The sequence below is a fragment of the Xylanibacter ruminicola Ga6B6 genome (genome assembly GCF_000687715.1).
Lineage (GTDB): Bacteria > Bacteroidota > Bacteroidia > Bacteroidales > Bacteroidaceae > Prevotella > Prevotella ruminicola_B.
Genome location: NZ_JHXD01000015.1, coordinates 1 through 15646, shown reverse-complemented (window position 1 = coordinate 15646; position 15646 = coordinate 1). Strand labels below are relative to the sequence as shown.

15 protein-coding genes and 1 riboswitch are annotated in these 15646 nt (G+C 51.4%); of the genes, 12 read left to right on the top strand and 3 right to left on the bottom strand.

Annotated elements, in window-relative coordinates:
• Positions 1-81 precede the first annotated feature (81 nt).
• Positions 82-184: riboswitch (TPP riboswitch) on the top strand.
• From thiS to thiD, 8 genes are all read left to right on the top strand, one after another.
• Positions 171-368 (top strand): sulfur carrier protein ThiS, encoded by a 198-nt coding sequence (gene thiS / locus T500_RS0109710; protein WP_013063548.1) that lies wholly within the window; start codon positions 171-173, stop codon positions 366-368. (Overlaps the previous riboswitch by 14 nt.)
• Before the next feature lie 5 nt (positions 369-373).
• Positions 374-994 carry a thiamine phosphate synthase gene (locus T500_RS0109705; protein WP_230580886.1) on the top strand — a complete coding sequence of 207 codons (621 nt, stop codon included), beginning with the start codon at positions 374-376 and terminating at the stop codon, positions 992-994.
• Positions 987-1760 carry a thiazole synthase gene (locus T500_RS0109700; protein WP_028907946.1) on the top strand — a complete coding sequence of 258 codons (774 nt, stop codon included), beginning with the start codon at positions 987-989 and terminating at the stop codon, positions 1758-1760. Before T500_RS0109705 ends, T500_RS0109700 begins: the two co-directional genes overlap by 8 nt.
• Positions 1761-1770: 10 nt before the next feature.
• On the top strand, positions 1771-3357 hold the full coding sequence (gene thiC / locus T500_RS0109695) for a phosphomethylpyrimidine synthase ThiC (RefSeq protein ID WP_028907945.1): 1587 nt from the start codon (positions 1771-1773) through the stop codon (positions 3355-3357).
• Between the two features lie 20 nt (positions 3358-3377).
• On the top strand, positions 3378-4178 hold the full coding sequence (locus T500_RS0109690) for a HesA/MoeB/ThiF family protein (RefSeq protein ID WP_028907944.1): 801 nt from the start codon (positions 3378-3380) through the stop codon (positions 4176-4178).
• A 7-nt stretch (positions 4179-4185) separates the two neighbouring features.
• Positions 4186-5319, top strand: a complete 1134-nt coding sequence (gene thiH / locus T500_RS0109685; RefSeq protein WP_028907943.1) for a 2-iminoacetate synthase ThiH — start codon at positions 4186-4188, stop codon at positions 5317-5319.
• Positions 5316-5852, top strand: coding sequence for a thiamine phosphate synthase (locus tag T500_RS0109680; RefSeq protein ID WP_028907942.1), 537 nt, complete (start codon positions 5316-5318; stop codon positions 5850-5852). Before thiH ends, T500_RS0109680 begins: the two co-directional genes overlap by 4 nt.
• A complete protein-coding gene (gene thiD, locus T500_RS0109675; protein WP_028907941.1) occupies positions 5843-6640 on the top strand; it encodes a bifunctional hydroxymethylpyrimidine kinase/phosphomethylpyrimidine kinase in 798 nt (265 codons plus the stop codon). The genes T500_RS0109680 and thiD overlap by 10 nt, the downstream gene beginning before the upstream one ends.
• Positions 6641-6726: 86 nt before the next feature.
• Here the strand turns inward: thiD and T500_RS0109670 are convergent, their stop codons facing one another.
• From T500_RS0109670 to T500_RS0109660, 3 genes are all read right to left on the bottom strand, one after another.
• Complete coding sequence (locus T500_RS0109670) at positions 6727-7089, bottom strand: hypothetical protein (RefSeq protein ID WP_028907940.1); 363 nt, start codon at positions 7087-7089, stop codon at positions 6727-6729.
• Positions 7090-7344: 255 nt separating this feature from the next.
• Complete coding sequence (locus T500_RS0109665; protein WP_028907939.1) at positions 7345-8883, bottom strand: carboxylesterase/lipase family protein; 1539 nt, start codon at positions 8881-8883, stop codon at positions 7345-7347.
• 80 nt (positions 8884-8963) lie between these two features.
• A complete protein-coding gene (locus T500_RS0109660) occupies positions 8964-9842 on the bottom strand; it encodes a patatin-like phospholipase family protein (protein ID WP_036908960.1) in 879 nt (292 codons plus the stop codon).
• 130 nt (positions 9843-9972) lie between these two features.
• On the opposite strand from T500_RS0109660, the gene T500_RS0109655 reads away from it, so the two are divergent.
• From T500_RS0109655 to T500_RS15715, 4 genes are all read left to right on the top strand, one after another.
• On the top strand, positions 9973-10905 hold the full coding sequence (locus tag T500_RS0109655; RefSeq protein WP_028907937.1) for a DMT family transporter: 933 nt from the start codon (positions 9973-9975) through the stop codon (positions 10903-10905).
• A 33-nt stretch (positions 10906-10938) separates the two neighbouring features.
• Positions 10939-12081, top strand: a complete 1143-nt coding sequence (locus T500_RS0109650; protein WP_028907936.1) for an AraC family transcriptional regulator — start codon at positions 10939-10941, stop codon at positions 12079-12081.
• A gap of 271 nt (positions 12082-12352) precedes the next feature.
• A complete protein-coding gene (locus T500_RS0109640; RefSeq protein WP_028907935.1) occupies positions 12353-14008 on the top strand; it encodes a sulfatase-like hydrolase/transferase in 1656 nt (551 codons plus the stop codon).
• The gene (locus T500_RS15715) at positions 13998-15164 is read left to right on the top strand and encodes an anaerobic sulfatase maturase (RefSeq protein ID WP_051612000.1); all 1167 of its coding nucleotides are present in this window, start codon (positions 13998-14000) and stop codon (positions 15162-15164) included. Before T500_RS0109640 ends, T500_RS15715 begins: the two co-directional genes overlap by 11 nt.
• Positions 15165-15646: the final 482 nt, after the last annotated feature.

Genomic DNA, 15646 nt, shown 5'->3' with positions numbered 1-15646 from the left:
TAGTAAATTGATAGCAAATAGCAAAAAAAACTGCGATTTATTTGTCAGATAGAAATAAAAACATTACTTTTGCAGCGCAAAATTAAATATTCGGGGTGCTGAGGCATGTGCCAAAGCTGAGAAAATACCCATAGAACCTGATACGGGTAATGCCGTCGGAGGAATGCAATATGAAAGTAAGGATTAACAACAAACAACACGAGACGCAAGCCAAAACTGTATCCGAGCTTGCCGCCCAATTGCAGTTGCCCGCCAAAGGTGTGGCAATAGCTATCGATAATGAGTTGAAACCGCGCACTACTTGGGATGACACCATCCTGCAAGAAGGCGCCACTATCACTATTATCAAAGCTGCATGCGGGGGGTAAGGGCTATGTTACAGTTTATATCTCACTACACCGATAAGTATAGCTATCTGGACAGCATCCGTCTTGCCTTGCAGGGTGGTTGCCGATGGATACAGCTGCGCATGAAGGACGCTACCGACGATGAGGTGCGCCCCGTTGCGATTGAGGCCCAGAAGCTATGTAAACAGTATGGCGCTACGTTTATTATCGACGATCGCGTGGCACTGGTAAAAGAGTTGCAGGCCGATGGCGTGCATCTGGGTAAGAACGATATGCCCATTGCCGAAGCGCGACGCCTATTAGGTCCCGATTATATCATAGGTGGAACAGCCAACACCATCTGGGATGTAAAGGCCCACTATGCGGCTGGTGCCGACTACATTGGCTGTGGCCCCTTCCGCTTTACTACCACCAAGCAGAAGTTGTCGCCGGTACTAGGCCTGGATGGCTACCGACGGATTATTATCGAGATGCGTGCGGCGCATATCGATATCCCCATTGTGGCTATCGGCGGTATTACCAAGGATGATATCCCCGCCATACTGGCTACCGGCATTACCGGTATAGCCCTGAGCGGTACGGTGCTTAGGGCCGCAAACCCCATTGACGAAATGAAACACTTAACAAACATAGTTAATCATGAGTAAATTAGTTATTGCAGGACGGGAGTTTAACTCTCGTTTGTTTCTGGGCACAGGCAAGTTTAACAACAATGCGCTGATGGCCCAGGCTATCGAGGCTTCGGGATCGGAGATGGTTACCGTTGCCATGAAACGTGTGGAACTCGACGATAAGAACGACGATTTGCTGACACACATCATCCAGAACCCCAACATACAGCTGTTGCCCAACACCTCGGGTGTGCGTAATGCTGAAGAGGCGGTGTTTGCTGCCCAGATGGCTCGCGAGGCCTTTGGCACCAACTGGTTGAAACTGGAGATACACCCCGACCCACGTTATTTATTGCCCGACTCGGTTGAGACGCTGAAAGCCACCGAGCAGTTGGTAAAACTGGGATTTGTGGTGCTGCCATACTGTCAGGCCGACCCTACGCTGTGTAAGCATCTGGAAGAGGCTGGTGCTGCTACGGTAATGCCACTGGCTGCTCCCATCGGTACCAACAAGGGCTTGAGAATGAAGGATTTTCTGCAGATTATCATCGACCAGGCCACAGTGCCCGTAGTGGTTGATGCAGGTATCGGTGCTCCCAGTCATGCTGCCGAGGCGATGGAGATGGGAGCCGACTGCGTGCTGGTGAATACCGCCATTGCCGTAGCAGGCGATCCAGTAAAAATGGCCGATGCCTTCCGTCAGGCTGTGATTGCAGGTCGCCAGGCCTACGAGGCTGGTTTAGGTGCTATTGCCGATTGCGCCGAGGCATCAAGTCCATTAACCGCATTTCTTAATGTTTAAAGTTCAAAGTATGATAAATGATCACAAAGCTTACGCACAGCGTGAGAAATTCTATATGCAGGGCCAGTTGTACCCTGATGTAAAGGTGGGTATGACTAAGGTAAACCTGACACCCACCGTTACCCGCGACGAGAAGGGCATGCCACACATGGAGCCCAACGCACCAGTATATATCTACGATACCAGCGGACCTTATACCGACCCCAACTACACGGTTGACCTGAAGAAGGGGCTGCCCCCAATGCGCCAGCAGTGGATAGCCGATCGCGCCCAGAAAGGACAGGGTATTACCCAGATGGCATGTGCCAAGGCAGGCATCATCACTCCCGAGATGGAGTACGTGGCTATTCGCGAAAACATGAACTGTCAGGCACTGGGAATCGAGAGTCATATCACCCCTGAATACGTACGCCAGGAGGTGGCTCGCGGACGTGCCGTTATCCCTGCTAACATTCATCACCCCGAGAGCGAGCCGATGATTATCGGACGCAATTTCGCGGTGAAAATCAATACCAACATCGGCAACTCGGCTACTACATCCAGCATCGACGAAGAGGTGGACAAGGCCGTATGGTCGTGCAAGTGGGGTGGCGATACATTGATGGACCTCTCTACGGGTAACAACATTCACGAAACCCGCGAGTGGATTCTGCGTAACTGTCCTGTACCCGTAGGCACCGTGCCCATCTATCAGGCTTTGGAAAAGGTGGATGGCAAGGTGGAAGACCTGACCTGGGAGGTGTATCGCGACACGCTGATTGAGCAGTGCGAGCAGGGTGTGGATTACTTTACCATCCATGCCGGTATCCGTCGCCACAACGTGCATCTGGCTGATAGTCGTTTGTGTGGTATTGTGAGTCGTGGCGGTAGCATTATGAGTAAGTGGTGCCTGCTGCACAATAAGGAGAGCTTCTTATATGAGCACTTTGATGATATCTGTGATATCGTAGCCAAGTATGATGTAGCCCTGTCGCTGGGCGATGGTTTGCGTCCTGGTTGTACTGCCGATGCCAACGATGCCGCCCAGTTTGCCGAGCTCGACACCATGGGTGAGCTGGTGGTACGTGCCTGGGAGAAGAACGTGCAGGCCTTTATCGAGGGTCCCGGTCATGTGCCCATGCATAAAATCAAGGAGAATATGGAGCGCCAGTTGGAGAAGTGTCACGAGGCACCTTTCTACACCCTCGGACCTATTGTTACCGATATCGCTCCAGGCTACGATCATATTACCAGTGCCATCGGTGGTGCGCAGATAGCCTGGCTCGGAACCGCCATGCTTTGCTACGTAACCCCCAAGGAGCATCTGGCTCTGCCTAATAAGGACGATGTACGCGCAGGTATCATTGCCTATAAGATAGCTGCCCATGCAGCCGACCTGGCAAAGGGACACCCCGGTGCTACCATCCGCGATAACGCCCTGTCGAAGGCTCGTTTCGAGTTCCGTTGGCGCGATCAGTTCCACCTGTCGTTGGATCCCGAACTGGCGCTGCAGTATTTCACCGAGGCTGGTCATACCGATGGCGAGTACTGCACCATGTGCGGACCTAACTTCTGCGCTGCCAAGCTGACACATGACCTGAGGAAGCTCAAGAATTGACAATTGATAATTGACAATTAATGGAACTAACGAGTGAACAACGCAGGCGTTATAACCGCCACCTGATACTGGAAGGTTTCGGGCCCGAGGCACAAAGCAAACTGCTGCAGGGCAAGGTGCTGATAGTGGGTGCAGGGGGCTTAGGCTCGCCTGTAGCCCTGTACCTGGCAGCAGCTGGCGTAGGCACCATCGGTGTGGTGGATGGCGATACCGTGAGTATTACCAACCTGCAGCGTCAGGTGCTGCATAGCACCCCCGATGTGGGCCGACCCAAGGTAGAAGTGGCTCGCGAACGTATGCAGTCCATCAACCCCGATGTGTGCGTTGAAACCCATGAGTGCTATCTGAGCGAGACCAACGCCATGGAGCTGATACAGCCCTACGATTTCATCATCGACGGTACCGACAACTTTGCCACCAAGTATCTTGTAAACGATGCTTGCGTGATGCAGGGTAAGGCCTTTACCATGGGTGGTATCAGCAAGTATTGCGGACAGCTGATGACCCACGTGCCTGGTTCGGCCTGTTACCGTTGTCTGTTCCCTGAGCCCCCTGCCAAGCAGGATGTAGAATCCTGCGCTATGGTAGGTGTGTTGGGCTCGATAGCCGGCATGTTAGGTACCGTGCAGGCCACCGAGTGCTTGAAATACTTAGCTGGGGTGGGTCAGTTGCTCACCAACAGCATGCTTACTTTCGATGCCCTCAGCATGCAGTGGCAGCGCTTTGGTTTTGCCCAGCGCCCCAGCTGCGAACTCTGTGGCACTCATCCTTCGATACACCAGTTGAAGGAGTATGCTTTCAAACCCTGTAAATCAAAATAACGATAAGATGTTTAGTGACGAACTTAAAAACATTAGTTGGCAGGAAACCACCGAGCGCATAGCCAGCATGACCGATGCCGATGTGCGCCGTGCCTTAGGCAAGAGTCGCTGCGATGTGAACGACTTTATGGCCCTGCTGTCGCCTGCAGCCGAACCTTACTTAGAGCAGATGGCCCGACTCTCGCGTAAATACACCGAGGAGCGTTTCGGGCGCACCATGTCGATGTTTATCCCGCTGTATATCACCAACTCGTGCTCCAACTCGTGTGTGTACTGCGGCTTTCATCGCGAAAACCCTATGGCACGCACCATCCTCACACCCGAACAGATTGAGGACGAGTACCGTGCCATCAAGCAGTTGGCACCTTTCGAGAACATCCTGCTGGTAACCGGCGAGAACCCAGCCAAGGCGGGAGTGCCTTATCTGGCTAAAGCCATCGATATTGCCAAGCGCTACTTCTCGAACATCAAGATCGAGGTGATGCCGCTGAAGATGGAGGAGTATCGCGAGCTGACTCACCACGGATTGAACGGTGTGATCTGCTTTCAGGAAACCTACAACCGCGAGCACTACCAGCTGTATCACCCACGTGGCATGAAGAGCCGTTTTGAATGGCGCTGCGACGGATTCGACCGTATGGGTCAGGCTGGCGTACACTCTATCGGTATGGGTGTGCTGATTGGACTGGAGAAAGAATGGCGTACCGATGTTACGATGATGGCTTACCACCTGCGCTATCTGCAGAAGCACTACTGGCGCACCAAGTACAGCATCAACTTCCCCCGTATGCGTCCGGCCCAGAACGAGGGATTCCAGCCCAACTGTTTTATGACTGATCGCGAACTGGCACAAGCCACGTTTGCCATGCGTATCTTCGACCACGATGTCGACATCTCGTACAGTACCCGCGAACCCGCTTACATCCGCGACAACATGTGTACCTTAGGTGTAACCACCATGTCGGCCGAGAGCCATGTGAATCCTGGTGGCTACCACACCTATCCACAGGCCTTGGAGCAGTTTACGGTAAGCGATGAGCGTACGGCTAAGGTGATAAACACCCGCCTGAAGGAACTGGGTCGCGAACCCGTTTGGAAGGATTGGGATGCCTCGTTCGATATGTGTAAGAAGTGTGTATGATTATAGTCCTTACGCGCCCTGATTTCTTCGAGGGCGAAGCCGAAAAGATTACCCAGCTGCTGCAAAGCGGCAGGGCCGATTTAATACATATTCGTAAACCTCAAGCCAGCCAGAGCGAGGTAGAGCAGCTGTTGGTCGCCATTCCATCAGCTCTCTACTCGCGCCTGGTACTACACGATCATCACTCCCTGGCCATCAAGTATGGCTTACACGGGGTGCATCTTAACAGCCGAAACCCAGAGACACCGGCAGGGTGGAGTGGGGCGGTAAGCATTTCGTGCCACACCCTGAGCGAGCTGTCGGAGTGCCGCCGAAAGCCTTATGCCTACATGAGCTTGAGTCCCATCTTCGACAGCATCTCTAAGCGCGGCTATTATTCTACGTTTGCTCCCGACGTCATCATCGCAGCCCATAAGGCAGGACTGATAGATGAACGGGTGATGGCACTGGGCGGTATCACATTCGATAAGATAACTGAAGTTGAAAAAATGGGCTTTGGAGGAGCCATGATCCTCGGCGACGCATGGAGGTAGTATTATCAATAGCCGGTAGCGACCCATCGGCAGGTGCCGGCATTCAGCAGGATCTTAAAACCATCACGGCTCATGGCTGTTATGGGGCTACGGTGATTACATCGGTTACCGCACAAAACACGTTAGGCGTACAGACTGCTATGCCTGTGCCGCCCGAAGTAGTAGCCCAGCAGCTGCGTGCTGTGCTTTCCGATCTGGAGCCTAAGGCTATTAAGATAGGTATGCTGCCTGATGCCGAGGTGGCTCAGGTGGTAGTCGACGAACTGCGCTGCTATCTGGAGCAGCATCCTGTGCCAGTGGTTTACGATCCGGTGATGGTATCAACCAGCGGCTATCCGCTGATGGCACCCGAGGCCATCCAGTTAGTGGTTAATCAGTTGTTCCCACTCTGCACACTCATCACGCCCAACCTGCCCGAAACTAACCGCCTGCTGCAACTCATCGAAAAGCCCATCCCGTCATCGTTTGTACAGGTGGCTGGCGAAACTCTCTCGCGATATTTCGGTTGCGCTTTTCTGCTGAAGGGCGGCCATGCTGATTCGCCAAAGATGATAGATCTGCTGTTTGAGTGCGATGGCAACGTGAGCACTTTTGCCACCGAGCGTATTGCTACCAGCAATCTGCACGGTACGGGCTGCACACTCTCATCGGCCATTGCATCCAACTTAGCCTTAGGTCACCCGCTACCCGAGGCGGTGGGTAAAGCCAAGCAGTTTATTACCGAGGCTATCCGCAAGTCGGCAGCTATCCGTATCGGGCATGGTAACGGTCCGCTACAGATGCCGTAACTTTCAGAACATCAAAAAAGGACACCCTCCGTTACCGGATGGATGTCCTACTATCCCATGGATTAGAATTATATAAATCTCTCTTTTTACTTGTTCAGACCGCGGTTGTAGATAGTGATGTTCAACAACATGAGGTACTTCTTCATCTGCTCGGCGTTCAGAACGCGGCTCATACGCTTAACGTCGGTGTTGATAGCGTTCTTAACCATTGCATCGCGATCTGCATTGCCATACTGTGCAGCATAAGTCATCTCGGTGCTGAATACGTGGTGAATGTTCTCAACAGCAGCCTTCTGATCGTCGCCCAGGTTCAGAGCGTCAGCCAGCTTATTGATATTGATATCCATCTTATAAGCCTCTACGTTTGCTACTGCGTTAGTGTTCTCACCCTCGGCAAATGCAGTTGTCATACTCAGCATTGCTACTAATGTCAAAATCATCTTTTTCATCTTTTTACCCTTTCTTAATTTTACTCAGTCGGCCTTTCACGGTCGGCCTACTTTAAACATTTTTGTTACCCTTTGTTTCTTTTTGACGGTGCAAAGGTACGGCGACTTTTTGAATTAAACAAGCATTTTTATTTAATTGTGTGCGAGCACGGCGCTTTTATTGATACAAATCATGTTATTGATTCAGGTCAATCATAGATACAAAAAGTCCGCCTACGGGGATAGACGGACTCTCGGTTTGTTAATACTTAATACTTATTTAGTAGTAGCGGCGGGGCGTGCAGGAGCAGGACCGAAGCTGAATGCGGGCAGCTTCGACTTCTCGGGCTGGCCTAAGAACGAAGCCTCGGCATCCTTCTCGTCCAGCTTGAATACCATGAACTTGGTGCTCTTGGCAGTGCAAGGTGTCCAGGCACCACCCTTAGGACCGTTAGGATCGCTGTACTTTACAAAGTTGGTCCAGGCGGTAAGCATCTTCTCGCTCAGATCCCAGTCGCCCTTAGTCCAGGGGCGCCAGCAGTGCTTCAGACTCTTGAATACAAACCACAGGTCGCTTGAGTGGAAAGCACCCTTCAGGCGCTGGGTTACTTCGGGATGACTGCCATCATCGGGCAATGGACGTGCAAACTGGTAGGCCCAAGCCTTACCGCCCTTCTGCTCGCGAACCTTACAGAACTCGGCAATGTTGGGTGCCATGTTACCCATATCATCCAGTGTAAAGCCAATCATATAAGGTACGTCGGCCAGTGTGCCCTGGCGGGTAGCATCATCAAAGCTCTTCTCGCTTACGTAGCCATCAATCATAGGCATGAATGGCAGTCCGCGCATAAATGGGAAACCACCAGCCTGCTGCTGTCCGTCGTTGTTTACCTGATAGTACAGGGTGGGCAGGGCAAAGATGGTCTCGGTGCTGGCGGCGCGCATCTTTTGCAGGTCGGTCAGTCCAGCCCAGTCGAACACCTTCTTGGCGTTAGCCTCGGCCTCCTGTACGGTACCGCCACTGTAGCGACCACCCATCATGTTACCGTTGGCATCGGGAATGCTCAGTCCCTGGGCACTCATAATCACAGCCTTGTGGAACAAGCCGCGAGCCAGAGGACTCTCGCACAGTGTACGTACGCTACCACCACCGGCGCTCTGTCCGAAGATAGTTACGTTATTGGGGTCGCCACCAAACTGGGCGATATTCTTCTTAATCCATTTCAGGGCCTCAATCTGGTCAAGGATACCATAGTTACCCGATACGTGGTTGGGGCTCTCGGCTGCCAGTGCAGGGTGGGTGAGGAATCCGAATACACCCAGACGGTAGTTGATAGATACCAATACTACATCCTTGGCACCCCATTCCTGTCCGTCGAACTCAGGCTCCGAACCGAAACCCTCGCGATAGCCACCACCGTGAATCCACAGGGCTACGGGCAGCTTCTTGTTTACATCGCCAGGTGCCTTGGTCCATACGTTCAGGTACAGGCAGTCCTCGCTAAAGGCAGCCTCCTTACCATAACCCCACTCAGTGTAGTAGCCACCGGTATACTGGATGGCCTGATAGCTGGGGCGACCGAAGGTATCGCAAACCTTCACACCCTTCCAGGGAATAATGGGCTGTGGTGCTTTCCAACGGTTCTCCTTGATAGGAGGTGCAGCATAAGGAATGCCACGATACACAAAAACTTCGGGATGATCGTCGGCCAGGATGCCTTGCACCTTGCCACCTTCGATTGTTAGAACTGGATTTTCTGCAGCACCTGCAGACGCTGCTACAAAGAGCAGGAGAGACATAAATAGTTTTCTCATAATTATTGGTTTTGTTGATAATAACTAATGGTTCCTTTTATATTCAGGTTTATTTATTGACGTAGCGTGGGGCAAAAGGTTTAAACCGAAAGCAAAGTTTGGCGTGTTTTTTGTCGGCCTATGGCAATCAGTTTTTCCGATTTGTCGTAGTCGAACCCGCCGTAACGGGCCATCTGTATGTCCACCAGCACATCGGGCTTGGTTAGCTGGGCCATCAGCAATGAGTTCTGACGTATCATCAGCGAACTTACGCGCGACAGCATGGTGTAATAGTTAAAGTCGAGGTGGTCGGGCAGTAATCGGTTCAGTATCTGTTGCGACAGCGAGGTGCTGCGTTTGCGCTTCTCGGTCAGTTCCTGCTGTATCTCCCACTGTGCTTTGTAGTCGTGCCCGCTCACGTCGATGCCTACCAGCAGGTCGCCCTCGTGGCGCTCCACACGGTTAAGGGGTATGGGGTTGGTAACGCCACCGTCAATCAGTATCATGCCATCGCGGCGAACAGGCTCGTAAAAGGTAGGTAGCGAGATCGAGGCGCGGATAGCCTCGAACAAACTGCCTTTTCGGAACACCACCTCCTTGCCCGATATCCAGTCGGTAGCTACAGCGCAGTAGGGTATGGGCAGCTCCTCAATCGGCACATCGGGTACAAACTCCATGATGGCTTCGATAATACGGCTGCCTTTTACCAGATGGTTCAGGCTGAACGAGAAATCTGTCAGCTCCAGCATTTTCTTGCGGTCGATGCTTTTCATCCACTCTCTGAAGTCCTCCAGCTTGCCTGCTGCATACACACCACCTATTAGCGCACCCATCGAGCAGCCAGCTATCGAGGTGATATGATACCCCTCGTTCAGCAGTTCTTCGATGGCACCGATATGTGCCAGTCCGCGGGCACCACCACTCGATAATACCAGAGCCACATCACGCTTTGTGTTTGTTTCTGTATCCTGTTTGTTCATTGCAATCATTCTAATTCCGCGACAAAAATACAAAAAATCAGGCACGAATTACACGAATTTGCGCGAATTTATTAATTTTTTCGTGTTAATTCGTGAAATTCGTGCCAAAACATTTATCTTTGCATCCTATATGACACAACAAAGTATCTTCCAGCGTCCTGTTTGGGCTGCCCTTATGGCATTTACCGCAGCGTTTCTGTGGGGATGGGCTTATCCGTTTATCAAACTGGGTTTTGCCGAGTTCGGGATTACTGCCGACATGACGGGCAGTAAGATGCTGTTTGCCGGCATCCGCTTCTGTATCTCGGGACTCATCATCCTTTCGATAGCCCGTTTCACCCATCGCTCGTTCCAGTTCAAGGAGGCTGCCAAACCAAATCTCATAGGTAGTGCTTTGTTTCTGTTAGGTTTCACCTTACTTAATACTACGCTGCATTACGCCGCTTTCTATATCGGCTTGTCGCATAGTCAGGGCAGTCGTGCCGCCATCCTTAATTCGCTCAGCGTGTTTACGCTGGTGTTGTTGGCCTGTCTGTTCTTTAAGAGCGATAAACTCACTACCCGTAAAATCCTAGGCTGTACCATCGGCTTTGGTGGTATCCTGTCGCTTAACTTAGGGGGCGAGGTTAGTGGTTCGTTCACCCTGCTGGGCGACGGTATGATTATACTCAATGCTCTGTGCGGTGCCTTTGCGGGACTGATGACACGAGGCGTCAACAAACGTGTTGATGTATTTGTAGGTACGGGCTACAGCTTAGGTATCGGTGGTGCCCTGCTCATTATCCCCGGCTTGCTGCTGGGAGGCACACTGCCCCATGTAACCCTGCTGGGCTTGTTCTATCTGCTCATGCTGATTGGCATCTCTACCATCGGCTTTGCCCTCTACAACAAACTCCTGACCTGCAATCCCGTAGGCAAAATAGCCATCTGGAACTCGCTCATCCCTGTGGTAGGTGCCGTTACCTCGTGCCTTTGTCTGGGCGAGCCCTTCCTGCCTAAGTACATCCTGGCCGCCACCCTCACCACGGCAGGTATATACATTATTAATAAAGGAAAAGTGTAACATCAAACAATAACAAACAAAACTCATAACCTTATGCCTACAACTCAATATTTACTACTGTTTGCAGTCAACCTGGCGTTTATCCTCACCAACCTGTACGGATGGATTCTTAAGTGGTACTATCGCCCCAAAGCCTACAACGCGCATTTCCACGAGCTGTTTCCTGCCCAGCGGTCGGTAGGTGTGCTGTACCTGATGCAGATTATGGAGCTGCCCTACCTGTTGCAGGTGGGCGATGCCGATGCCCTGCTGTATGTCAACGCCTTTGCCGTGCTGTTCTTCTCGCTGCAGATGCTGGTGATGTGCCATGGTTATTTCTTTGCGGCAGGCCATTCATCGTGTAATTGCATGCTTGATAAGAAAGGCTACTGGCTGTTTCTGCCTGGTGCCATCGTGCTGGTCCCGTTGCTGCTGCAGGCGGTGGGTATTATCAGTATGCCTGGCAGCTATCGTCCGTGGGCGTTTGCTGCCGTTAGTGTGGTGTTTGCCGCCTATTTCGTTTTGTCGGTACGCATGGCGTTGAGGATTGGTCAGGCTGTACGCCGTGCCAACGAGGATATCTACGCCGATAGCGACGATTTCCCCGTACGCTTTGCGCAGTACATCCAGTGGCTGCCCACGTGTATCTGTGTGCTGATGGCCATCAACTTCTATGCCGATAATGCCATCGTAAAAGCCGTACGCGATGTGATCTTTACCGGTATGAACATCTGGTTCTGCATTTTTACCCTTAACCCCTGGCGACAGCCTTACGCGGCCCCATCCGAGCGCACAGCCCGACCTGTTACCGACGATGAGCCCGAAACTGCCCCTGCCGCTGGCAACTTCCGTTTAACCGATGAGCGCTTTGAACAGTTAAGCGAGAAACTCGACCTTCTGCTTACCAAGGAGCGTATTTTTACCGAGCAGCATATCACCAGCGATACGCTTACTGCACGCCTGGGCACCAATGCCACCTATCTCTCCGAGGTGATACGTCGCAGCGGCTACCAGTCGTTCTACGATATGATCTGTCAGCACCGTGTGCGCCATGCTATCAGCCTGATAACCGCCCGTCCCGACGAGCGCCTGCTGGTGATAGCCGAACAGTGTGGTTTCTCGTCGCCAGCCTCGATGACCAAAGCCTTCAAGCAGTTAGGAAAACAGTCGCCATCGGCCTATCGCCAGCGCGGGTAGTCGTCTTTCCTCTCAGCGTATTTCTTTCCTCTTGGCGTATTTTTGCTTTCCTTTCATCGTATTTTTGGCGAGGGGAAAGGCCGTTTTCGGCTGTCGTGTGTATCTTTGCACCCGCTAACTTATATTAATTACGCGTATGATGGCTTTAGAGATTCTGCTTTACGTACTTTTCGGCGTTACCGCCGTTATCGTATTTTACCTTTTATATAAGGTAAACAGTTTTTTCAGTTCTAAGGATCGCCATGATTTAACCTCTAAAAAACTATAGATAATGAACAAACAAAACATTCAGAAAACGCTGGTGCTGCTACCTACAAGTGCACTCCTGGCTGGTTGTTTGGATGCGACCGACAACCCTGCAAACAAAATCACGCCTACGCCTAATGCCGACGGCAAGTACAACATCATCTTTATCACTACCGACCAGGAGGCCTACATGGAGCAGTATCCTGCTGGTAGCGACTATGCCGCTCGCGAACGCCTGCGCCAGATGGGTACCACATTCGAGAAGCACTACGCCTGTGCCAATGTTTCCACATCAAGTCGCTCGGTTATCTACACCGGCCGCCACATCACCGAAACCTGTATGCTGGATAACACCAACTATGCCTTTGTAAACGATATGTCGCGCGACCTGCCTACCGTAGGCGATATGTTGCGCGATGCCGGCTACTATACCGCCTTTAAGGGTAAGTGGCACATTTCTGAAGATACCGAGTCGCTTGAGGAGTACGGCTTTAGCGACTGGACCGAAGGTGATATGTACGGTTCGGTTTGGGAGGGCTATAAAGAGGATGGCACCATTGCCGACCATGCCATCGACTGGCTGAAAAACAAAGGTAAGCAGCTGAACAACGACGGCCAGAGTTTCTTCCTGGCTGTAAACTTCCTGAACCCGCACGATATCATGTACTTTAACGAAACACCGGGCACGTACATCGCAGGCGAGGCTACACCTGCACCCGACGATCCTGTTTATAAAAAGAGCTACAATGTGCCTGTTCCTGCATCGTGGAACGAGTCGTTCGACAAACCTGGTCGCCCTGCTGCACATAAGGAGTACAACAAGCAGTGGCAGGACTGGGTAGGTCCATCGCCAACCGACAGCACAGGGTGGCACACCTTCCGCGACTATTACTTTAACACCATCCAGGATGAAGACAACCACATGCTGGTGCTGCTCAAGTATCTCGAAAAAGCCGGACTGCTTAATAATTCCATCGTTATCTACACCAGCGATCATGGTGAGATGCAAGGCGAACACGGCTTGAAGGGTAAGGGTGGTAATATCTACGAGAACAACATCCACGTTCCCCTGATTATCTATCACCCCGAGATGAAGGGCGGTCGCCATTGTTACAACCTTACCTCGCATCTCGACCTGGCACCCACATTTGTTGATATTGCTACAGCTGGCAACGTGCAGCAGTTTAGTGCTATCACTCAGGAGCTCCACGGCCACTCGCTTATGCCTGCTGTGAAGAATCCCGCTACCGACATCCGTAACAGCGAGGGTGCCCTGTTCTGTTTCGAGATGATATCCATGATTGATGGCGACTACGTGATGAATCCCAGCCTGAAGCCTGCCTATCGTGCCGATATGAACAAGCGCGGTTTTGTACGTGGTATCATCACCCCCGATTATAAGTTTGCCCGTTACTTTGCACCAGTTAAGTTCAACACACCAGCCGATTACGAAGCCTTGTGGGCCGACAACGATGTAGAGCTGCTGATGTGCGGTACCGACGAGACCGAGAACCTGGCATGGCCCAAGGATAATAACGCCAACCAGCAACTGGTAGAGCAGATGAACCAGAAGCTGAACGCCCTGATACAGCGCGAGATTGGTACCGACGATGGTAGCGAAACCAAGAAAGGCTATAAGGGCGGTGTAGAAATGTACGATAAGAATAAGTATGACCAGTAGTGACGACTTGCGACACTATGCCATCGAGGTAAAGCCCATTGGTGCGGCTTGCAACCTGCGATGCCAGTACTGTTATTATTTAGCGAAGGGTAGTGGCTATGCCGCTGGCCCTTCGCTTATGACGGATGAGGTGCTCGAGAACTATATCCGTCAGGTGATTGATATCCACGGTCGGTATGCCGAGATAGAGTTTGCCTGGCATGGTGGCGAGCCCACTATGTGCGGCATTCCCTTTTTTGAGCGGGCCATGGCGCTGCAACAGAAATACGGCGAGGGCCGCCACATACTGAATACGTTGCAAACCAACGGCACGCTGCTTACCGACGAGTGGTGCCAGTTCTTCCGCAATCACCAGTTCCGTATCGGCATCAGTATCGATGGTCCCGAACATCTGCACAACATCTATCGCAAGGACGCACGGGGCGAGGGAACCTTCAGTCGCACCATGCACGGTCTCGACCTGCTGTTGAAACACGGTGTCGACTTCAATACCCTTACCACCGTTAATGCCGCCAACGCCACACATGCTGCCGAGGTGTATCAGTTTCTGCGAGGCTTTAGCAACTACATGCAGTTTTTGCCAGTTGTCGAGAGCCTGCCGCTTAATGATAGCCATAAGAATGTGGCTTTGCCCCCAGGCATCTATAGCCATCAGCCTCGCAACCTGGCCCCCTTCTCTGTGCAACCCGAAGCCTACGGCAAGTTCCTCTGTACCGTATTCGATGAGTGGAGCCGCCGTGATGTAGGTCGCAAGTACGTGCAGGTTATCGAGGCAGCCATTGGCAACCTTACCCACCGCCCAGCCGGTTTGTGTGTTCACGAATCCGTTTGCGGCCATTGTGGTGTGATTGAGAAGAATGGCGACCTGTACCGTTGCGATCGCTATGTGTTTCCCGAGTATCGCATTGGCAACATCCTGCAGGGTTCGCTCCACGATATGATGCAAACCAACCGCAAGTTTGGCGAGTATAAACTCGACAGCCTGCCCTCCGCCTGTCTGCATTGCGATGTAGCCCACCTCTGTTTCGGTGGTTGCCCCAAGGATCGCCTGGTAGAGCGCATCACCCTTAACGGTCCAGAACGCCGCAACTACCTATGCCCCGGCTACAAAATGTTTTTCCGCTACATTTCGCAGAAAATCAAAACAAAAAAATAGGGAGTTACTTTTGCAGTTTTCCACTTTTCCACTTGTAACAGGAAGGTTTTTAAGTTGTTGTGATTACCTATTATATATATTATATATATTATAATATATATAATATCTTATAAGAGAGTTTTGCGAGTATCGCAAAACCTTCCTGTTACAAGTGGAAAAGTGGAAAAGTGGAAAACCATCATCAGACAAAAAAATGTCGTTATATAATCTAAAATAACCACCAAAATATTTGCACAATTCAAATTATTTTTGTACCTTTGCAATGTTGTTGAAAGGCAGCAAAAAGAGCGTTCAAGCCATATAAAAATTTTCAGTAGGCCTATCAGAAAATTTTTGATGGCTACACCCGCTCAAACACGACTAAGAAAAAGGTTTTAAGGAAAAGGAAAGATTTTAACAAACCCTTTTATTTAAAACAAAATTATGGCACTTAAAGTTAAGGCAGTTGAGCGACTGCTTAAGTTTGACAAAGAGAAAGAAGG

Excerpts from the sequence above, each read along its gene's own strand:
- T500_RS0109680 (WP_028907942.1), top strand. The coding sequence starts at position 5,316 with ATGATTATAGTCCTTACGCGCCCTGATTTCTTCGAGGGCGAAGCCGAA.
- thiD (WP_028907941.1), top strand. The coding sequence starts at position 5,843 with ATGGAGGTAGTATTATCAATAGCCGGTAGCGACCCATCGGCAGGTGCC.
- T500_RS0109655 (WP_028907937.1), top strand. The coding sequence starts at position 9,973 with ATGACACAACAAAGTATCTTCCAGCGTCCTGTTTGGGCTGCCCTTATG.
- thiC (WP_028907945.1), top strand. The coding sequence starts at position 1,771 with ATGATAAATGATCACAAAGCTTACGCACAGCGTGAGAAATTCTATATG.
- T500_RS0109660 (WP_036908960.1), bottom strand. The coding sequence starts at position 9,842 with ATGAACAAACAGGATACAGAAACAAACACAAAGCGTGATGTGGCTCTG.
- thiH (WP_028907943.1), top strand. The coding sequence starts at position 4,186 with ATGTTTAGTGACGAACTTAAAAACATTAGTTGGCAGGAAACCACCGAG.
- thiS (WP_013063548.1), top strand. The coding sequence starts at position 171 with ATGAAAGTAAGGATTAACAACAAACAACACGAGACGCAAGCCAAAACT.
- T500_RS15715 (WP_051612000.1), top strand. The coding sequence starts at position 13,998 with ATGACCAGTAGTGACGACTTGCGACACTATGCCATCGAGGTAAAGCCC.
- T500_RS0109665 (WP_028907939.1), bottom strand. The coding sequence starts at position 8,883 with ATGAGAAAACTATTTATGTCTCTCCTGCTCTTTGTAGCAGCGTCTGCA.
- T500_RS0109700 (WP_028907946.1), top strand. The coding sequence starts at position 987 with ATGAGTAAATTAGTTATTGCAGGACGGGAGTTTAACTCTCGTTTGTTT.
- T500_RS0109690 (WP_028907944.1), top strand. The coding sequence starts at position 3,378 with ATGGAACTAACGAGTGAACAACGCAGGCGTTATAACCGCCACCTGATA.
- T500_RS0109670 (WP_028907940.1), bottom strand. The coding sequence starts at position 7,089 with ATGAAAAAGATGATTTTGACATTAGTAGCAATGCTGAGTATGACAACT.
- T500_RS0109640 (WP_028907935.1), top strand. The coding sequence starts at position 12,353 with ATGAACAAACAAAACATTCAGAAAACGCTGGTGCTGCTACCTACAAGT.
- T500_RS0109650 (WP_028907936.1), top strand. The coding sequence starts at position 10,939 with ATGCCTACAACTCAATATTTACTACTGTTTGCAGTCAACCTGGCGTTT.
- T500_RS0109705 (WP_230580886.1), top strand. The coding sequence starts at position 374 with ATGTTACAGTTTATATCTCACTACACCGATAAGTATAGCTATCTGGAC.